The following is a 15828-nucleotide window of genomic DNA, read 5'->3' as shown; positions in this document are numbered from 1 at the left end:
TCCTATTCCCGCAGCCCGGCGACGACGGAGGCGCGCAGCGCCCGTATCGCGGGGATGATCCCGGCCAGCATTCCGACGCACGCCGCGCTGCCGAGCCCGACGAGGACGGCCGACGCCGGCATGCCCAGCGTGACCCCGGCCGGCAGCGACACCAGGCCCTCCACGACCCGTCCGGCCAGCAGGACCAGGGCCCAGCAGCCCAGGACCGCGATGACGCCGGCCACCAGCGACACCACGACCGACTCCATGACCACGGCCACGAACAGGGTGAGGCGGCCGGCGCCCAGGGCGCGGTAGGTGGCGAGTTCGCGGCGGCGTTCGCGCACGGTGACGAGCCCGACGTTCAGGACGCCGAGCAGGCCGGTGGTGAGGGTGATGACGGCGATGCCCGCCAGCCCCCAGGACAGGTAGCGCACGGCGCTCTGCAGCATCTCCGTCTCGTCCATGCGCCAGGCGTCCACGGACGCCTGGTCGTCGGTGCTCCAGCGCCAGGAGGCCGAGGCCATCCGCTCGGTGAACTCCATGCCCGTGGGGTCCTGGGCGGCGGGGTCCTCCGGATCGATGCGTACCTGGTACATCGTCTCGGTGTCCGAGGAACTGAAGAGCATGCCCTCGGTGGCGGGGGAGCGCAGCAGGTACGCGCTCCGCCAGGAGAAGTCCAGGACGGTGCTCTCCACGACACCGACCACGCGCGCGTCCAGCCACTGCCCGGTGCCGATCTGCACCTCGGTGACGTCGCCCAGCGCGTCGGCCAGCTCCTCGTTGACGACGAGGACCGGGGCGAGGGACTCGGTGTCGGCGTCGGTGAACCAGCGGCCCTCCGTCATGGTCATCCGCCGGATGTCGCCCATCGCGACGTCCACGCCGAGGAACTCCACGTCCGGCAGGACGGTGTCGCCGGAGCGGATGACCGGGGGCTGGGCGGGCCACTGGTGGAGGGAGACGTCCTGGCCGCCCGCGCGGCGCAGGTCCTCCTCGAAGGCCTCCCGGTCGTTGATCGGCGACCACACGCTCACGTGGAGTGTGGCGGGGAGTCCGACGTTGGCCTCCCCGTAGGCGACCGCGAACCGCTGGCCGAAGTCCCCGGCGGTGACCACCAGGACCAGTGCGCCGACACCGACGACGATGCCCGCGCAGGACAGGATGGTGCGGGCGACGTTGGCGCGTGTTCCGGCGAAGGCCAGCACGATCCCGGCTGTGAGGGAGCGCAGCATTCGGCCCCTTCCCGTGATGTCTGAGAACCGGCGCCGAGAGGCGGCGCCGGACGTCCCGCCAGAGGCGGGGTTTCATCAGTTCCATCGCCGGGGGACGTGGTTCCGGTTCACCCGGAGGAAGGGTTTTCTTGCGCCGCTTTTCGTGTGATCACGGGAGGGTGAAGCCGTCGCAGGCCAGCGGCGTGCCGGTCTCTGCGTCGGTCCACACGACCGTGTGCACGCCCGGGGCGGAGTCGGCGCCGAAGTCGTCCGGGTAGGCGAGGCGGGTCCACTCGTCGGCGACGAGGTCGGCCTCGGCGGTGGCGGAACCGCCGTCGGGCCCGACGACGGTGGCGGCCACGGTGCCGGCCTCGGGACGCGTCCCGGCGTCCGAGCCCGGCAGCAGCCCGAGTTCGACCGCATCGTCCGGGTCGGCCTCCCCGCGCGGGGCCTCGGTGCGCCAACTGCCGGCCGCGGGGGAGTCCACGGCGGGATCGCACAGGAACCTGGCCGGGTCGAAGGCGGTGTCGGGTACCCCGAGGGCGGGAGATCCGGTGGTGGCCCGCACGGTGTCGGCGATCATCTCGCTCAGCTCCTCGGGCGTGTGGCCGTGGCCGGTGGCGCAGCCGCCGACCAGCAGCACGAGGGCGCCGCAGAGCACGGCTCGAAGGGGAGTCGGTGTCAGCACGGACTCCACATTACTACTTTGAGTGATGATCCACATGCGGAACGTGTTGGCCGGGTGGTGGTGCGGTGGTCCACAGGCGCCGCCCCTCCGCCTGTTCCGCGGTGTCGGATTCCGGTACGTTGGCGCCGGATGTCCGTCAACGAAGGGTTTTTCGTGAACGCACGCCCGGCCTGGTGGGTCGCTCCGGTCAACACCCTGTTGGCACCCGCGACGAGATCCCGCTTCCGAGACCCCGCGCGCGCGTTCGAGGCCGCCGAGCGCGCGGCGGCCCACCGCAGCGGACTGCCCTGGCCGGCGGACCGGGAGTTCCGGTCCGAGATGCGCTTCCTGAGCGATGCCTGGCTGAGCGCGCCCGGGATCACCTCCCTCGGCCGCCTGTCCGTCCAGAACGAGGTGGAGCGGCGGCTGGAGACGCGTCTGCGCCTGCTGCACCTGTTCGACGCCCGGCCCGAGGTCGCCGACCAGGTCGTGGACCGCCCGGTCTTCATCACCGGCCTGCCCAGGACCGGCACGACCTTCGCGCACGGACTGCTCGCCCAGCACGCCCACACCCGCGCGCCCGCGCTGTGGGAGCTGCTCAACCCCGTCCCGCCCAGCGGCCGGGAGGGCGAGCGCGTGCTCGGCACGCGCGAGAGGCTCGCCTCCGCGAGGTCGGCGATCCGCTTCCTGGACGCCATGGCGCCGCGCTGGCAGTCGATCCATCCCATGCACCCGCTCGAACCAGAGGAGTGCGTGTTCCTGCTGCCGCACAGCATGGCCCACCACGTGCGCATCCCCGTCCCCGAGTACCGCGCCTGGCTGGAGGATCGGGACACCGCCCCGGACTACGCGTTCCTCAAGGCCGTACTGCAGGCGATGCAGGCGAGCGCGGCCGCCGCGGGACGCTCCGCGTCGGCACGGGCCGCCGCCCCCCGGTGGGTGCTCAAGTCGCCGCTGCACCTGGGCAGCCTGGACGCGCTGCTCAAGGTCTTCCCCGACGCCACCGTCGTGCTCACCGACCGCGACCCGGTCCGTGCGACGGCGTCGTGGGGGAGCCTGGTGGAGGCGGGTATGGCACTGCACCTGAGCCGGGTCGACCCGCACTGGATCGGTGAGGAGTGGCTGGAGATCTGGGCGCGGAGCATGGCGCGGGCCGAGCGGGTCCGTGCGGAGAGCGCGCCCGGGACCTTCGTCGACCTGCCCTACGACGAGCTGACCGCGGACCCGGTCGGGGTCGCCGAACGGGTGTGGACGGGCCTGGGGGAGGAGTTCGACGACCTCAGCCGTCGGCGGACCACCGACTACACCCGGCGGGACCGCCGCCCCTCACCGCACAGGTACTCCAACGACCGCTACGGCCTCACACCGGAACGTGTGCTCGCGGCCTTCGGCGGCTGACCGCTCAGGCCCGGCGCAAGGGCGTCGGTCCACCGTTCAGCCAGGTCAGCGCCTGGTCGTGCAGGGAGCCGTTGCTGCACACCAGCGGGCCGCCGTCCTCGAAGCCCTCGCCGCGCAGGTTGGTGGCCCGGCCGCCGGCCTCCTCCAGGATGATCGGCAGCGGCGCGGCGTCCCACAGCGACAGCTCCGGCTCGGCCGAGATGTCCACGACCCCTTCCGCGACCATCACGTGCGACCAGAAGTCGCCGTAGGCGCGGGTGCGCCACACCGAACGGGTCAGGCCCAGGAACGAGTCCAGCCTGCCCTGGTCCTCCCAGCCCGTCAGCGACGAGTAGCTCAGCGAGGCGTCCGAGAGCGTGGACACCTTCGACACCTGGCAGCGCGAGGCCTTGGACAGGCTGCGGCCCTGCCAGGCGCCGCCGCCCTGGGACGCCCACCACCGGCGGTGCAGGGCGGGCGCGGACACCACGCCCACGACCGGGCGGTCGCCCTCCAGCAGGGCGATCAGCGTGGCCCATACCGGGACGCCGCGCACGTAGTTCTTGGTGCCGTCGATGGGATCGATGACCCACACCCGGTTGCTGTTGCCGGTGCGGCCGTACTCCTCGCCGATGACCGCGTCCCGCGGGCGGGCGCGGGAGAGTACGCCCCGCAGCGTCTCCTCGACCAGCCGGTCGGCCTCGGTCACCGGGGTCAGGTCGGGCTTGGTGTCGACCACCAGATCCAGCGCGCGGAAGCGCTTGATCGCGATGTCGTCGGCAGCGTCGGCGAGCACGTGTGCCAGCCGCAGATCATCGTCAAAGGAGGCCATGGCCGGTAACGGTACCGTCCCGGGCACGAACATGGCCAAAGCGGCGCCTCCCGTGATCAGAATGTGAGTTCCCGAGGACGCTGCGCACACGAATCCGGACATCGTCCAGGATGGGAGGATGGGGGCATGGAGACGGTGAGCGCGAACCGCGGGACGGCCCGGGAACGGCTGATGGACGCCGCCTACGCCGAGGTCGTCGCCGGGGCCTGGGCCGAGCGGCGGATGGCCGACATCGCGTCGGCCGCCCAGGTGTCCAGGCAGACCCTCTACAACGTGTTCGGCAGCAAGGAGGGCCTCCTCCAGGCGATCGTGGTGCGCGAGGTCAACGCGCTCCTGGACGACGTCGTCGGCCTGCTCGCCGCCGAGGGGGCCGACCCGGCGCACGCCGTCAGCCGGTCCACCCGCCTCATCCTCCTGGCCGCCCGTGACAACCCCCTGCTGCACGCGGTCGTCACCGGCGACCGCGACCTGCTGCCCGTGCTCACCACCAGGTCCGCGCCGCTGATCGACGTGGTCGGCGAGCGCATCGCCGTGATGCTGGAGGAACGCTGCCCCGGGGTGGACGCCCAGGTCGCCGACGCGGTCGCCGACGTCTCGGTGCGCCTCACCGTCTCCTACGCGCTGCAGCCCATCGACCCGGACCAGGCCGCGCAACGGGTCGAGACCGTGGTGCACGGGATGCTGCGCACCGGCTGACGAGAGGAGGACGCGGTGGACGAACACGAGCGCGTGGTGCGCGCGTACCTGCCGGAGGGGCGGATCACGCAGATCCCGGTCCGGCGCTCCGACCGCCTCGTCGTCCTCGACCACGTCGCCCGCGCCCTGGACCCCGGCGTCCGCTACACCGAGCCGGAGCTGAACCGGGTCCTGTCGCGGTTCAGCTCCGACCTGGCGGTCCTGCGCCGCGGGCTGCTCGACGAGGGCTTCCTGGAACACGACCGCACCCGCTACTGGCGCTGCGGCGGCACCGTCGACCTCTGAGCCTCAGCGCTCCGCGAGGACTTCGCGGAGGTGCCCCCGCGGGTGGAGTACTCGCTCACACCGCGCGGGGCCTCCCTCAACAAGGCCCTGGAGAGCCTCGGCGACTGGGGCCGGGTCCACGTGATCGATGAGGCCCCCGGGTCCTAGGACCGCTCCTGGGGCTGGTCGTCCAGGTCGCCCTCACGGCTGGCGAGGAGCCGGCGCAGCGAGGCGACGCGGTCCGTGTCCAGGCGGCCCTGCTCCAGCGCCGCCCCGATGGCGCAGTCGGGCTCGTCCTCCTGGTGGGCGCAGCCCGGCGGGCAGTCCGCGGCGACGTCGGCGATGTCGGGAAAGCCCGCGACGAAGTCCTCCGGGTCGATGTGCGCCAGGCCGAAGCTGCGCACGCCCGGGGTGTCGATGAGCCAGCCGCCCTCGAAGGGCAGTGCCACGGCCGAGGTCGAGGTGTGGCGGCCGCGTCCGGTGACCGCGTTGACGTGGCCGACGGCACGGTCGGTGCCCGGGATCAGCCGGTTCACGAGAGTGGACTTGCCCACGCCGGACGATCCGACGAACACCGACGTGCGGCCCGCCAGACGGGCGCGCAGACCCTCGGGTTCACCGTCCGGACTGAGGACCTCGAAGGGCACCCCCAGCGGCTCGTAGACGCGGACGAGGTCGTCCGGTGCGGCCAGGTCGGCCTTGGTCAGGCACAGCAGCGGATCCAGACCCGCGTCGTAGGCGGCGACGAGGCAGCGGTCCACGAACCGGGGCTGGGGTTCGGGGTCGGCCAGCGCGCACACGATCGCCATCTGGTCGGCGTTGGCGACGATCACGCGCTCGACGGGGTCGGTGTCGTCGGCGGTGCGGCGCAGTACCGAGCGCCGCTCGCGGACCCGCACCACGCGGGCCAGGGTGTCGGGACGACCGGACAGGTCGCCGACCAGGTCCACGCGGTCGCCCACCACGATGGAACCGCGGCCGAGCTCACGGGCCTTCATGGCGACCACGGCCACGCCCTCGACCAGGCACCGGTACCGGCCCCGGTCCACGTTCGTCACCAGCCCGGCCACCGCGTTCTCGTGCTTGGGCCGGTTCCGGGTACGGGGCCGGGAACCGCCCCGGGCACGCACCCGGATGTCGTCCTCGTCCAGATGGCGTCCGCCGCCCCGTGTGCGGCTCATGCCAGGGCCTCCGCCCACAGGCCCGGGAAGTCGGGCAGGGTCTTGCGCGTGGTGGCGATGTTCTCCACCTCCACTCCGGGCACCGCGAGCCCGATCACCGCGCCAGAGGTGGCCATCCGGTGGTCGTCGTAGGAGTGGAACACCCCGCCGTGCAGCGGACGCGGGCGGATCACCAGCCCGTCCGGCAGCTCCTCCGCGTCGCCCCCCAGACGGTTGATCTCCGCGGCCAGGGCCGCGATGCGGTCGGTCTCGTGGCGTCGCAGGTGGGCGATGCCGGTCAGCCGCGAGGGGGTGGTGGCCAGCGCGGCCACGGCGGCGATGGTGGGCGTGAGCTCGCCGACCTCGCGCAGGTCGGCGGTCAGGCCGAGTACGGTCCCGGTGCCGCGCAGGGTCAGGTCGTCACCCGAACGCGAGACCTCGCCGCCCATGCGCGTGAACAGCGAACGGAGCTCGTCGCCGGGCTGGGTGGTGTGCTCCGGCCAGCCCTGGACGGTCACCTCGCCCCCGGTGACCAGCGCGGCGGCCAGGAACGGTGCCGCGTTGGACAGGTCCGGCTCCACGGTGATGGCCGAGGCCCGTACCGGGCCCGGCTCCACCCGCCACCAGTCGTCCCCCGTGCTGACCGCCACACCCGCGGCGCGCAGCATCTCCACGGTCATGTCCAGGTGCGGACGCGAGGGCACCGGCGGCCCCTCGTGCCGCACGTGCACGCCCTTGGCGAACCGGGCTCCGCTGAGCAGTAGCGCGGACACGAACTGGGAGGAGCCCGAGGCGTCCAGGACGACGTCGCCCCCGGGGACGGTGCCGGTGCCGTGGATCGTCAGCGGCAGCGCGCCGCGGCCGTCGTCGTCGATGTCGGCGCCCAGCGCGCGCAGGGCGTTGAGCAGCTCGTCCACCGGCCGCTCCCGGGCGCGCGGGTCGCCGTCGAAGTGCACGTCCCCGGCGGCCAGCGCGGCCAGAGGGGGCACGAACCGCATGACCGTGCCCGCGTTGCCGACGTCCACCGACGCCGGTCCGCGCAGCGGCGCGGGCGTGACGGACAGGTCCTCGCCGGTCGGCCCCGCGGGCGTGATCCCCACACCCAGGGCGCGCAGGGCGCCCACCATCAGCTCGCTGTCCCGGCTGGCCAGCGGGCGGCGGACCAGGCACGGCGTGTCGGAGAGGGCGGCCAGGATCAGCGCGCGGTTGGTCACCGACTTGGAACCGGGCAGGGCCAGGCGGGCGCGCACCGGGCCGTCCGCGGTGGGCGCGGGCCAGTGCCCCTCGGCGGGGGCGGTGGAAGCAACGGGCTGCGAGGACGAGGACTCAGGCATGTCCTCAGGTTATCGGTGGCGGGCGCCCGCGCGGCGGCAGGCGGCCGCGGTCCGTGGTCGAGGTGCGGCGGACGTATCCTTGGCTACGCCATGGTGTATCTGGATCACGCAGCCACGACCGACGTCCGCCCCGAGGTCGTCGCCGACGTCGCGGCCGAACTCGGCGCTCTCGGCAACCCGTCCTCCCTCCACGCCCACGGGCGCGGGGCCCGGCGCACGGTCGAGGAGGCGCGTGAGCGCGTCGCCGACGCGCTCGGCTCGACCCCGCACGAGGTCGTCTTCACCGGTGGCGGCACCGAGTCGGACAACATCGCCATCAAGGGCCTGTACTGGGCGCGCAACGCCGAGGACCCCCGGCGGCGGCGCGTCCTGGTCAGCGCCGTGGAGCACCACGCCGCCCTGGACCCGGCCCGGTGGATGGCCGACCACCAGGGCGCGGAGTTCCAGGCCCTGCCCGTGGACGGGCTCGGGCGGGTGAGCCCGCGGACGCTGCGCGAGGCACTGGCCGCCGATCCGGAGTCGGTCGCCCTCGTCTCCGTCATGTGGGCCAACAACGAGGTGGGGACGGTCCAGCCGGTCACCGAGCTCGCCGCGGTCGCGGCCGAGTACGGGGTGCCCTTCCACACCGACGCCGTCCAGGCGGTCGGCGCGGAACCGGTCGACTTCGCCGCGAGCGGTGTGGGCGCGCTCACGGTCAGCGGGCACAAGCTCGGCGGTCCCGTGGGCGCGGGCGCCCTGCTGGTGGCGCGCGGCCTCGGGCCCGTGCCCGTCCTGCACGGCGGGGGCCAGGAACGCGACATCCGCTCCGGCACGCTGTCCCCGCCGCTGCTGCGCGGACTGGCCACCGCGGTCGGCCTGGCCGTCGACGAGCGCGCGGAACACGCCAAGCACCTGGCGGAGCTGCGCGACGAACTGGAGGCGGGGGTCCGCGCCGCGGTCGCGGACGTGGTCGTCAACGGGGACCGCGACCGGCGCCTGCCGGGGATCTCGCACCTGTCCTTCCCCGGCTGTGAGGGCGACGCCCTGCTGATGCTGCTGGACGCGCGCGGTATCTCCTGCTCGACCGGTTCGGCCTGTTCGGCGGGCGTGGCCCAGCCCAGTCACGTGCTGTTGGCGATGGGGGCCGATCCCGACACCGCGCTGAGCAGTCTGCGGCTCTCGCTCGGACGCACGTCCACGCCGGAGGACGTCGCCGCGCTGGTCGCGGCGATCGGACCGGCCGTCGAGCGGGCCCGCGCCGCGCGGGCCAAACGCCGCACGCCCCGGTAGGGGCCGGGGCCTCCGGCCCCCCGGGGTTGGACGGTTCGGCCTCCCGTCACCCCGGGGGGTTGGACGTGCACGTTTGCGCCCACGGGACTCCTGGGGGTTGGAGGTGGCCGTTCAGCCTCCCGGCCCCCCAGCACGGGCCGAAGCAGGAAGGGCTGCGCCGTAGGCGTCCGTTGAGGGTGGTGGCGGGCGACGGCGTGGGCACGAGCGGAGGCCCCGAGAAAGCACAGCGCCCGAGCTACTCCGCGCGCTGGACGGAGACGGACTCGATGACGACGTCGTCGAGCGGCCGGGCGGTGGACGGATCGGTCTCCACCTGGGCGATCGCGTCCACGACCTCCTGGGACTCGTCGTTGGCGACGTGGCCGAAGATCGTGTGGTCGCCGTCGAGGTGCTGGGTGGGCGCCACCGTGATGAAGAACTGCGAGCCGTTGGTGTCGGGGCCCGAGTTGGCCATCGCCAGTACGCCCGGCTCGGCGAAGGTCCGATCGCCGTCGATCTCGTCCTCGAACTGGTAGCCGGGGCCGCCCCGGCCGGTGCCCAGCGGGTCGCCGCCCTGGATCATGAAGTCGTCGATCACCCGGTGGAAGATGACGCCGTCGTAGAACGCCTCGTCGCCGGTCTCGGGATTGGGGACGCCCGCGCCCTCGGCGAGGCCGACGAAGTTGGCCACCGTCAGCGGGGCCTCCTCGGGCAGCAGGACGAGCTCGATGTCGCCCTCGCTGGTGTGCAGCGTGGCGCCCTCCACGTCGGACACGTCGATGTCGGCGGGGCCGCCGGCGCCGTCCGTGGCTTCGGCGGTCCGCTCCGGGGCGTCCTCCGCGTTGTCGGCGGCGCCCTGGTTCGGGCCCGCCTCGGCCTCGCCTCCGCACGCGGTGGTGGCGAACAGGGCCGTACAGGCGACGAGGGCCGACGCCGTCAGGGTCAAGCGGTTCATCGGTTCACTTCCGAGGTGAGGTTCGCGGCTGGGCGGCACACAGCGTACTGGGCTCAGTCGACCGGGGCGGACGGCGCCTGGGGGTCCTCGTCGGTCCCGTGACCTCCGGGCCCGCCATCCCCACCGCGCGGTCGGCCCCCGGGCGCCTCGCGCCCGTGCCCCTCCTGGGCGCGGCGGGCCCTGCGGCGCTGTTCCTCGGCGCGCTCGCGGCACCGGCGCAGGAACTCCTCGTCGTCCTCCGGGGTGGCTCCGCGCGCACGGTTGGGGTGCTCGTACTCGGGGAAGGCCGGGGGAGGGCCCTGCGGCCCGGCCGCCACCTCCGCGTCGCGGCGCGGCCGGCCGAACACGAACCACAGCAGCGCCCCGACCTTGGGCAGCAGGAGGACGATCACCGTCCAGGCGGGCTTGGGCAGCAAGCGGACGGTACCGGAGTCTGAGCCGACCACGTCGAACAGCACGTAGACCCAGAAGGCCAGCGACGCCACGGTCAACAGCAGGGCGAGAGAGGCCAATGGGACCTTTCCTTGGCTCCGTGCCCGGACAAACGGAGGGCATGGTCGGACTTTGTACTGACTTATCACGGATCGCCGCACCCGCCGGGTCGCTTGACCCGTCCACCCGGCCCGGGAGAGGGTCACACCAAGGGGTTGGGGCGTCGCACCGAGGGTACGACACGGCTCCCCGACACGGGCGACCGGAGAGGATACGGGAGTGAACACTGCGTTGCCGTCTGCGATGTGGCTCCCCTTCGGCGCGCGGATTCTGCGCGCCCGGTCCGACAAGGGGCTCTCACGCGCCGAACTGGCCGAGAACGTCGGCGTCACCGACGACAAGCTCCGCGAGGTGGAGGACGCCTGCTGCCGTCCCGCGCGCTCGCTCGTCGAACGGGTGGACACGGTCCTGGGGACGGAGCACCGGCTCGTCGACGCCTGGGCGATCACCCTCCAGGCCGAGGCCTTTCCCAACGAGTTCGGCGACATGCGCGAACTGGGCGTGCACGCCGCCCGGCTCTGGGAGCACCAGCCCATGGCCGTCCCGGTCTTCCTGCGCACCCGCGAGTACTCCAGCGCGGTCCTGCGGCCGCGCCACGCCGACCTCTCCCACGAGGAGATCGAGGCGATGGTGGAGGAGGAGATGGCCCACCGCGCCGCGATGACCGGACCGGACGGTCCCACGCTCCGGGTCGTGCTCAACGAGTCCGCGCTCCAGCGCCCGCAGGGCGGGGCCGAGGTGCTCAACGCCCAGCGCGACTTCCTCGCCGACCTCATCGAGGCGGGCATCGTCACCCTGGCCGTCATCCCCGAGCAGACCGCGCACCACCCCGGCCTGGGCGGCGCGTTCCGGATGATGGAGTTCGCCGACCGGCCGAGCATGGTCTACGCCTTCGCGGCCCAGGGCGGCGAACTCACCGGCGACTCCGAGCAGGTCGGACGCTGCGCCATGGTGCGCGAGGCCATCGAGGAAGTCAGCGTGGAGCTGACTCCGCACTCGGAACTGCTGACGGCGCGCTGGCCCGCGGGCTGAGCGCTCCGCCGTCCGTGACCGGCCCGTCCTTGGGCGGTCGCCCCGTCATGGGCTAGGTTGCCCGCCATGGATATCGCGATCAGATCCGGATACGTCGTTCCCGTCGACGCCGACCCCATCGACGGCGGGACCGTGCTCATCTCCGACGGGCGGATTCGGGCGGTGGGCCGGGACGACGACGTCACCGTGCCCGAGGGGGCCGAGGTCGTCGACGCCGCGGGCCGGTGGGTCCTGCCCGGCTTCGTCGAGGCGCACGGGCACATCGGTATCGACGAGGAGGGCGTCGGCTGGGCCGGCGACGACACCAACGAGATGACCGACCCCAACGGGGCCCGCATGCGCGCGCTGGACGCCATCAACCCCGCCGACCGCGGGTTCGTCGACGCCCTGTCCGGCGGCGTCACCAGCTCCGTGGTCAAACCCGGGTCGGGCAACCCCATCGGCGGACAGACGGTGGCGATCAAGTGCTGGGGCCGGAGCATGGAGGACCGGCTCATCCGGCACCCGGCGAGCGTCAAGAGCGCGCTCGGCGAGAACCCCAAGCGCGTGTACGGCAAGAAGGACCAGATCCCGTCCACCCGGCAGGGCGTGGCCGCGGTCATCCGGGACGCCTTCACCAAGGCCCAGGACTACAAGGCCAAGCGGGACCACGCCGTCGCCGAGGGCAACCCCTTCGACCGCGACAACACCCTGGAGGTGCTGGTCCGGGTCCTGGACGGAGAGCTGCCGTGGTGCCAGCACACGCACCGCGCCGACGACATCCACACGGCCATGCGCCTGGCGGACGAGTTCGGCTACCGGCTGATCATCAACCACTGCACCGAGGGCCACCTGCTGGCGGACGAGATCGCCGCCCGCGGCATCCCCGTCATCACCGGGCCGCTGATGGTCGGCCGCTCCAAGGTGGAGGTCAAGAACAAGACCCTCGCCAACCCCGGCATCCTGGACCGTGCGGGCGTCAAGGTGGCCCTGACCACCGACCACCCCGTCGTCCCCATCGAGTTCCTGGTCCACCAGGCCACCCTGTGCGTGAAGGAGGGCATGGCCCCGGAGTCGGCGATCCGCGCGCTCACGGTCAACCCGGCGCAGATCATGGGCATCGACGACCGGGTCGGCGCCCTCAGGGCAGGGCTGGACGCGGACGTCGTCATCTGGTCCGGGGACCCGCTGGACGTGATGAGCCGGGCCCTGCGCGTGTTCGTGGAGGGCCGGGAGGTCTACACCTACGACGAGGAGTCCCGTGAGGGCCGGGCGCTGGACGCCTACTACCGCGAGGCGTGAGGTTCCCCGAGGGCGTCTGAGGGCGTCTCAGAGTCCCCGCGGTGCCGTCTGAGGCCCTCGTGCGGCGGTCGCACCGGTGTTCTCGGTGCGGCCGCTCCACGTGGTCGGGGCGGTCTCCCGGGGGTGGGGCCGGGCGTCAGGACCAGCGTGGATCCCCGGCGGGTTCCAGGACGGGCCCGTGCACTCCGAGCACGGGGCCCGGGGTGGTCCTCATCCATCGGGTCGTTCCCTCAGAGGCGCCGAACGCCCGGAAGGTCCGGTTCCTCCCCTTCGGGGGCGGTCGCGACGGTGGCCTTCTCCATGCGCAGCCGTCCGGCGAGGTCGTCCGCCCCGGTCGGGGTGAGGACGAGGGGAGCCCCCGAGACGACGGCGGCCAGCAGCAGGTCCAGGGACGGGCCGAGCGCGGACAGCGGGGCGTCCGGTTCCAGGAGCAGCGCGATCCGGTCCTCACCGGACAGGTCCCACTCCTCGGCGCGGTCGCGGCCCACGGCGGCCAGTTCCGCGCCGCTGTGCACGCGGTCGGCCGTCAGCGCGGGCGCCTCGGCGTCGATCGGGTAGGGGGCGAAGTGGTCGCCGTGGCCGCGCACCTCGACGGAGTAGTCGAGCACCATCGGCGGGACCTCCGCCAGGGGCAGGCCCAGCGGGTGCAGGGACGTGCCGACCACCTCGTCGGCGCCGCTGTCCAGGGCCGCGTCCAGCCGGTCGGCGTCGGCCACCGCGAACTCCGCTCCCGGTGCGACGGCGTCCCGGGGGGAGGGCACGACCACGGCGCCCACCGACCAGCACGAGACCGCCCACACCAGGGACTGCCAGTGCACGGGGAGTGCGAGGGCCACCCGGTCGCCGGGCTGCGCGCCGAGCCCGTCCACGAGCATGTTGGCGGTCTTGGAGACCCAGTTGTCGAAGGTGGCACGGGAGAGCTCGACCCGGGCGCCGGAGGCGTCGTAGGAGGTCACGAACGGCCGTGCGGAGTCGGCGGAGACGAGGGCGCGCCACAGCTGCGCTGGTGTTTCGGACATACCGTCACCTTAGGGCGTCTTCCGTGGACGCCGCCCGTCGCGAACGGCGTTCCGGCGCGGCCGCCGACCGACGTGAACACGGCGGGAGTCGTGCTGGAGCGTCGCGCAGCGGGGTGAGCCCCCGCGGAACGAGCCCCGGCGCCGGACGAGGCGGACCGGGGTGTGCACTGCGGTGCCGGAACTGCCAGAGTTGCTCCATGCGCATGCCCCCCGGACGACTCCTCCTCGCCCGCGTCACCGCGCTGCCGGCGATCGCCGTCTCCGCGTGGCTCCTGGTCACGTTCCCGCTCCTGGCCCTGGGCGTGTTCACGCCGGTCGCCGCGGGAATCGTCGGAGTGCCCGCGGTGGTCGCCGCCTGCGCGCTGGTCCCGCGGCTGATCCCCGAGCCCGGCCCTCGGCGCCCCGGGACGAAGGGCGCGGACGACGACCTGTGGTCCGTGGTCGCGCTCGTGCTCGTCCTCGCGATCGCCGTGGCCTTCGCCGCCGTGCAGATCCTCTACCACGCCGAGGCGCTGGTGATCCGCCGCGACCCCGCCTCCTACGCCATGTACACGGCGTGGATCGCGGAGAACGGCTACCTGCCGATCCCGCAGCAGCGCGAGCTCATCGCCGGGGACGATCCGGCGCTGAGCTACCAGAGCCTGGCCCACTACCAGCGCGACGACGTCATCTGGCCCCAGTTCATGGCCGGGGCCCCGCTGCTGACCTCCATCGGCTACTGGCTCGGCGGCCTCACCGGGATGCTCGTCACCACCCCGGTCCTGGGCGCGCTGGGCGTGCTCACCTTCGGCGGGCTCACCGCCCGCCTGGTCGGCCCCCGCTGGGCTCCGCTCGCGGCGCTGGTCCTGGCGCTCTGCCTGCCCCAGCAGTGGGTCAGCCGCTTCACCTACAGCGAGCCCGTCACCCAGATCCTCCTGCTCGGCGGACTGGTCCTGGCCTACGACGCCCTGGCCAGGCGGACCGCGCTGACCGACCGGTGGTCCGGCGCGCACACCCTGGCCGCGGCGGCCGGTCTCTCCTTCGGCCTCGGCCTGGTGGTGCGCATCGACGTGCTGCGCGACCTGCTGCCGGTCGTGGGCTTTGTCGGCCTGCTCCTGCTCGCCCGGCGCGGCCAGGCGCTCCCGCTGCTGGGCGGGCTCGCCGTCGGCGTCGGCCTGGGCCTGCACGCGGGCTTCGGGCTGTCCCTGCCCTACCTGGAGTACCTGGAGGACTCCCTCGACCCGCTGCTCCTCATCTCCGGTGCCGTCGTCGCCGTCACGGTCGCCGCCACGGCCGCCCTGTGGCGGTCCGGCGTCCCACGGGTGCATCGCGTGCGGTGGCTGCCCGAAGCCGTGGCGGTACTGTCCCTGCTGGTCATGGTCGGCTTCGCGATCCGGCCCCTGCTGTGGCCCGACTACGGACACGGCAGCGACTTCACCGACAACTGGGTCGCCTACGTACAGGGGCGCGAGGGGCTGCTGGTCGAGGGCAGCCGGACCTACTACGACATGAGCCTGTACTGGGTGGGCTGGTACGTGGGCCTGGGCACCGTCCTGTTCGCCTCCCTGGGCGTGGCCCTGCTGCTGCGGCGCGTGGTCCTGCGACGCGACCCCCAGTGGGTTCTGCCCCTGATGCTGCTGCTGTGGACGGTCGCCACGACCCTGCTCCGGCCCGCCATCACCCCCGACCACCCGTGGGCGAGCCGGCGGCTGATCGTCCTGGTCATCCCCGCGTTCGTCCTGCTCGCCGTCTGGTTCGCCGCCTGGCTGACGCGTTACTGCGCCGCCGTCGCCGACGAGCAGGACAGGCCCGCCCGCGTCCACGCGATACCGGCCGTCGTGGCCGTGACGGCCGTGGGTGTGATGGTCGTCCCGACCGCGGTCACCGCGGCCGGGATCATGGGCTACCGCCAGGACGTGGGGACCGTCGAGGCCACCCACCGGCTCTGCGACGCGATCCCGCCGGACGCCTCCGTCGTCGCGGTCGACTCCGATCTGGCGAGCGGCTACATGCCGCTGGTGCGCAACGTCTGCGGTGTGCCCACCGCGGAGCTGACCGACCCCACCCCGGAGGCGGCCGACCGGGTGGTGGAGCAGATCCACTCCCGCGGCCGCGACGCCGTCCTGGCCGCCACGCGGGCCGAAGCGCTCCAGGCGGTCGCCGGCGGCGTCGAGCCCGAACGACCCTTCGACGTGACCGCCGCCATGGATCCGAGTACCCTCATGGAGCCCCCGACCGGCCACTGGACCTTCCGTGGCAGTGTGTGGGTCGTCGTCATCCCCGTCGAGTGAGGTATGGA

General features: G+C 73.3%; 15 protein-coding genes and 1 pseudogene. 8 read left to right on the top strand and 8 right to left on the bottom strand.

Annotated elements, in window-relative coordinates:
• Positions 1-2: 2 nt before the first annotated feature.
• Together M1P99_RS06280 and M1P99_RS06275 are read right to left on the bottom strand one after the other, a co-directional pair.
• Positions 3-1214 (bottom strand): ABC transporter permease, encoded by a 1212-nt coding sequence (locus M1P99_RS06280; protein ID WP_304451724.1) that lies wholly within the window; start codon positions 1212-1214, stop codon positions 3-5.
• 148 nt (positions 1215-1362) lie between these two features.
• Positions 1363-1881 carry a hypothetical protein gene (locus M1P99_RS06275; RefSeq protein WP_304451723.1) on the bottom strand — a complete coding sequence of 173 codons (519 nt, stop codon included), beginning with the start codon at positions 1879-1881 and terminating at the stop codon, positions 1363-1365.
• 153 nt (positions 1882-2034) lie between these two features.
• On the opposite strand from M1P99_RS06275, the gene M1P99_RS06270 reads away from it, so the two are divergent.
• Positions 2035-3258: a sulfotransferase gene (locus M1P99_RS06270; RefSeq protein WP_304451722.1), complete on the top strand. Its 1224-nt coding sequence runs from the start codon at positions 2035-2037 to the stop codon at positions 3256-3258.
• 4 nt (positions 3259-3262) lie between these two features.
• On the opposite strand, the gene hisN is transcribed toward M1P99_RS06270, so the two are convergent.
• A complete protein-coding gene (hisN, locus tag M1P99_RS06265; RefSeq protein ID WP_304451721.1) occupies positions 3263-4069 on the bottom strand; it encodes a histidinol-phosphatase in 807 nt (268 codons plus the stop codon).
• 126 nt (positions 4070-4195) lie between these two features.
• On the opposite strand from hisN, the gene M1P99_RS06260 reads away from it, so the two are divergent.
• The 3 genes and pseudogenes from M1P99_RS06260 to M1P99_RS06250 all read left to right on the top strand — a co-directional run.
• Entirely contained in the window at positions 4196-4765 is a 570-nt protein-coding gene (locus M1P99_RS06260) for a TetR family transcriptional regulator (RefSeq protein WP_304451720.1), read from the top strand.
• 15 nt (positions 4766-4780) lie between these two features.
• Positions 4781-5050 carry a DUF2087 domain-containing protein gene (locus tag M1P99_RS06255; RefSeq protein WP_304451719.1) on the top strand — a complete coding sequence of 90 codons (270 nt, stop codon included), beginning with the start codon at positions 4781-4783 and terminating at the stop codon, positions 5048-5050.
• A 12-nt stretch (positions 5051-5062) separates the two neighbouring features.
• Positions 5063-5197, top strand: a pseudogene (locus M1P99_RS06250) (winged helix-turn-helix transcriptional regulator); the annotation flags it as partial.
• Here M1P99_RS06250 and rsgA read toward each other — a convergent pair.
• Positions 5194-6210 carry a ribosome small subunit-dependent GTPase A gene (rsgA, locus tag M1P99_RS06245; protein WP_304451718.1) on the bottom strand — a complete coding sequence of 339 codons (1017 nt, stop codon included), beginning with the start codon at positions 6208-6210 and terminating at the stop codon, positions 5194-5196. The pseudogene M1P99_RS06250 and the gene rsgA overlap by 4 nt on opposite strands.
• The gene (aroA, locus tag M1P99_RS06240) at positions 6207-7523 is read right to left on the bottom strand and encodes a 3-phosphoshikimate 1-carboxyvinyltransferase (RefSeq protein ID WP_304451717.1); all 1317 of its coding nucleotides are present in this window, start codon (positions 7521-7523) and stop codon (positions 6207-6209) included. Before aroA ends, rsgA begins: the two co-directional genes overlap by 4 nt.
• A 90-nt stretch (positions 7524-7613) precedes the next feature.
• On the opposite strand from aroA, the gene M1P99_RS06235 reads away from it, so the two are divergent.
• A complete protein-coding gene (locus M1P99_RS06235) occupies positions 7614-8792 on the top strand; it encodes a cysteine desulfurase family protein (RefSeq protein WP_304451716.1) in 1179 nt (392 codons plus the stop codon).
• Positions 8793-9027: 235 nt separating this feature from the next.
• Here the strand turns inward: M1P99_RS06235 and M1P99_RS06230 are convergent, their stop codons facing one another.
• Together M1P99_RS06230 and M1P99_RS06225 are read right to left on the bottom strand one after the other, a co-directional pair.
• The gene (locus M1P99_RS06230) at positions 9028-9726 is read right to left on the bottom strand and encodes a peptidylprolyl isomerase (RefSeq protein WP_304451715.1); all 699 of its coding nucleotides are present in this window, start codon (positions 9724-9726) and stop codon (positions 9028-9030) included.
• 53 nt (positions 9727-9779) lie between these two features.
• On the bottom strand, positions 9780-10238 hold the full coding sequence (locus M1P99_RS06225; protein ID WP_304451714.1) for a PLD nuclease N-terminal domain-containing protein: 459 nt from the start codon (positions 10236-10238) through the stop codon (positions 9780-9782).
• Positions 10239-10437: 199 nt separating this feature from the next.
• Here M1P99_RS06225 and M1P99_RS06220 point away from each other — a divergent pair, with 199 nt between their 5' ends.
• Both M1P99_RS06220 and M1P99_RS06215 read left to right on the top strand, forming a co-directional pair.
• The gene (locus M1P99_RS06220) at positions 10438-11250 is read left to right on the top strand and encodes a helix-turn-helix transcriptional regulator (RefSeq protein WP_304451713.1); all 813 of its coding nucleotides are present in this window, start codon (positions 10438-10440) and stop codon (positions 11248-11250) included.
• 66 nt (positions 11251-11316) lie between these two features.
• Entirely contained in the window at positions 11317-12531 is a 1215-nt protein-coding gene (locus M1P99_RS06215; RefSeq protein WP_304451712.1) for an amidohydrolase, read from the top strand.
• A gap of 230 nt (positions 12532-12761) precedes the next feature.
• Here the strand turns inward: M1P99_RS06215 and M1P99_RS06210 are convergent, their stop codons facing one another.
• Entirely contained in the window at positions 12762-13550 is a 789-nt protein-coding gene (locus tag M1P99_RS06210) for a TIGR03089 family protein (protein WP_304451711.1), read from the bottom strand.
• A 197-nt stretch (positions 13551-13747) separates the two neighbouring features.
• On the opposite strand from M1P99_RS06210, the gene M1P99_RS06205 reads away from it, so the two are divergent.
• Positions 13748-15820: a hypothetical protein gene (locus M1P99_RS06205; RefSeq protein ID WP_304451710.1), complete on the top strand. Its 2073-nt coding sequence runs from the start codon at positions 13748-13750 to the stop codon at positions 15818-15820.
• Positions 15821-15828 lie beyond the last annotated feature (8 nt).

This window comes from Nocardiopsis sp. YSL2 (genome assembly GCF_030555055.1).
Classification (GTDB): Bacteria; Actinomycetota; Actinomycetes; order Streptosporangiales; family Streptosporangiaceae; genus Nocardiopsis.
Note: the sequence above shows the minus strand (reverse complement) of the source record. Positions and strands in the feature narration are given on the sequence as shown.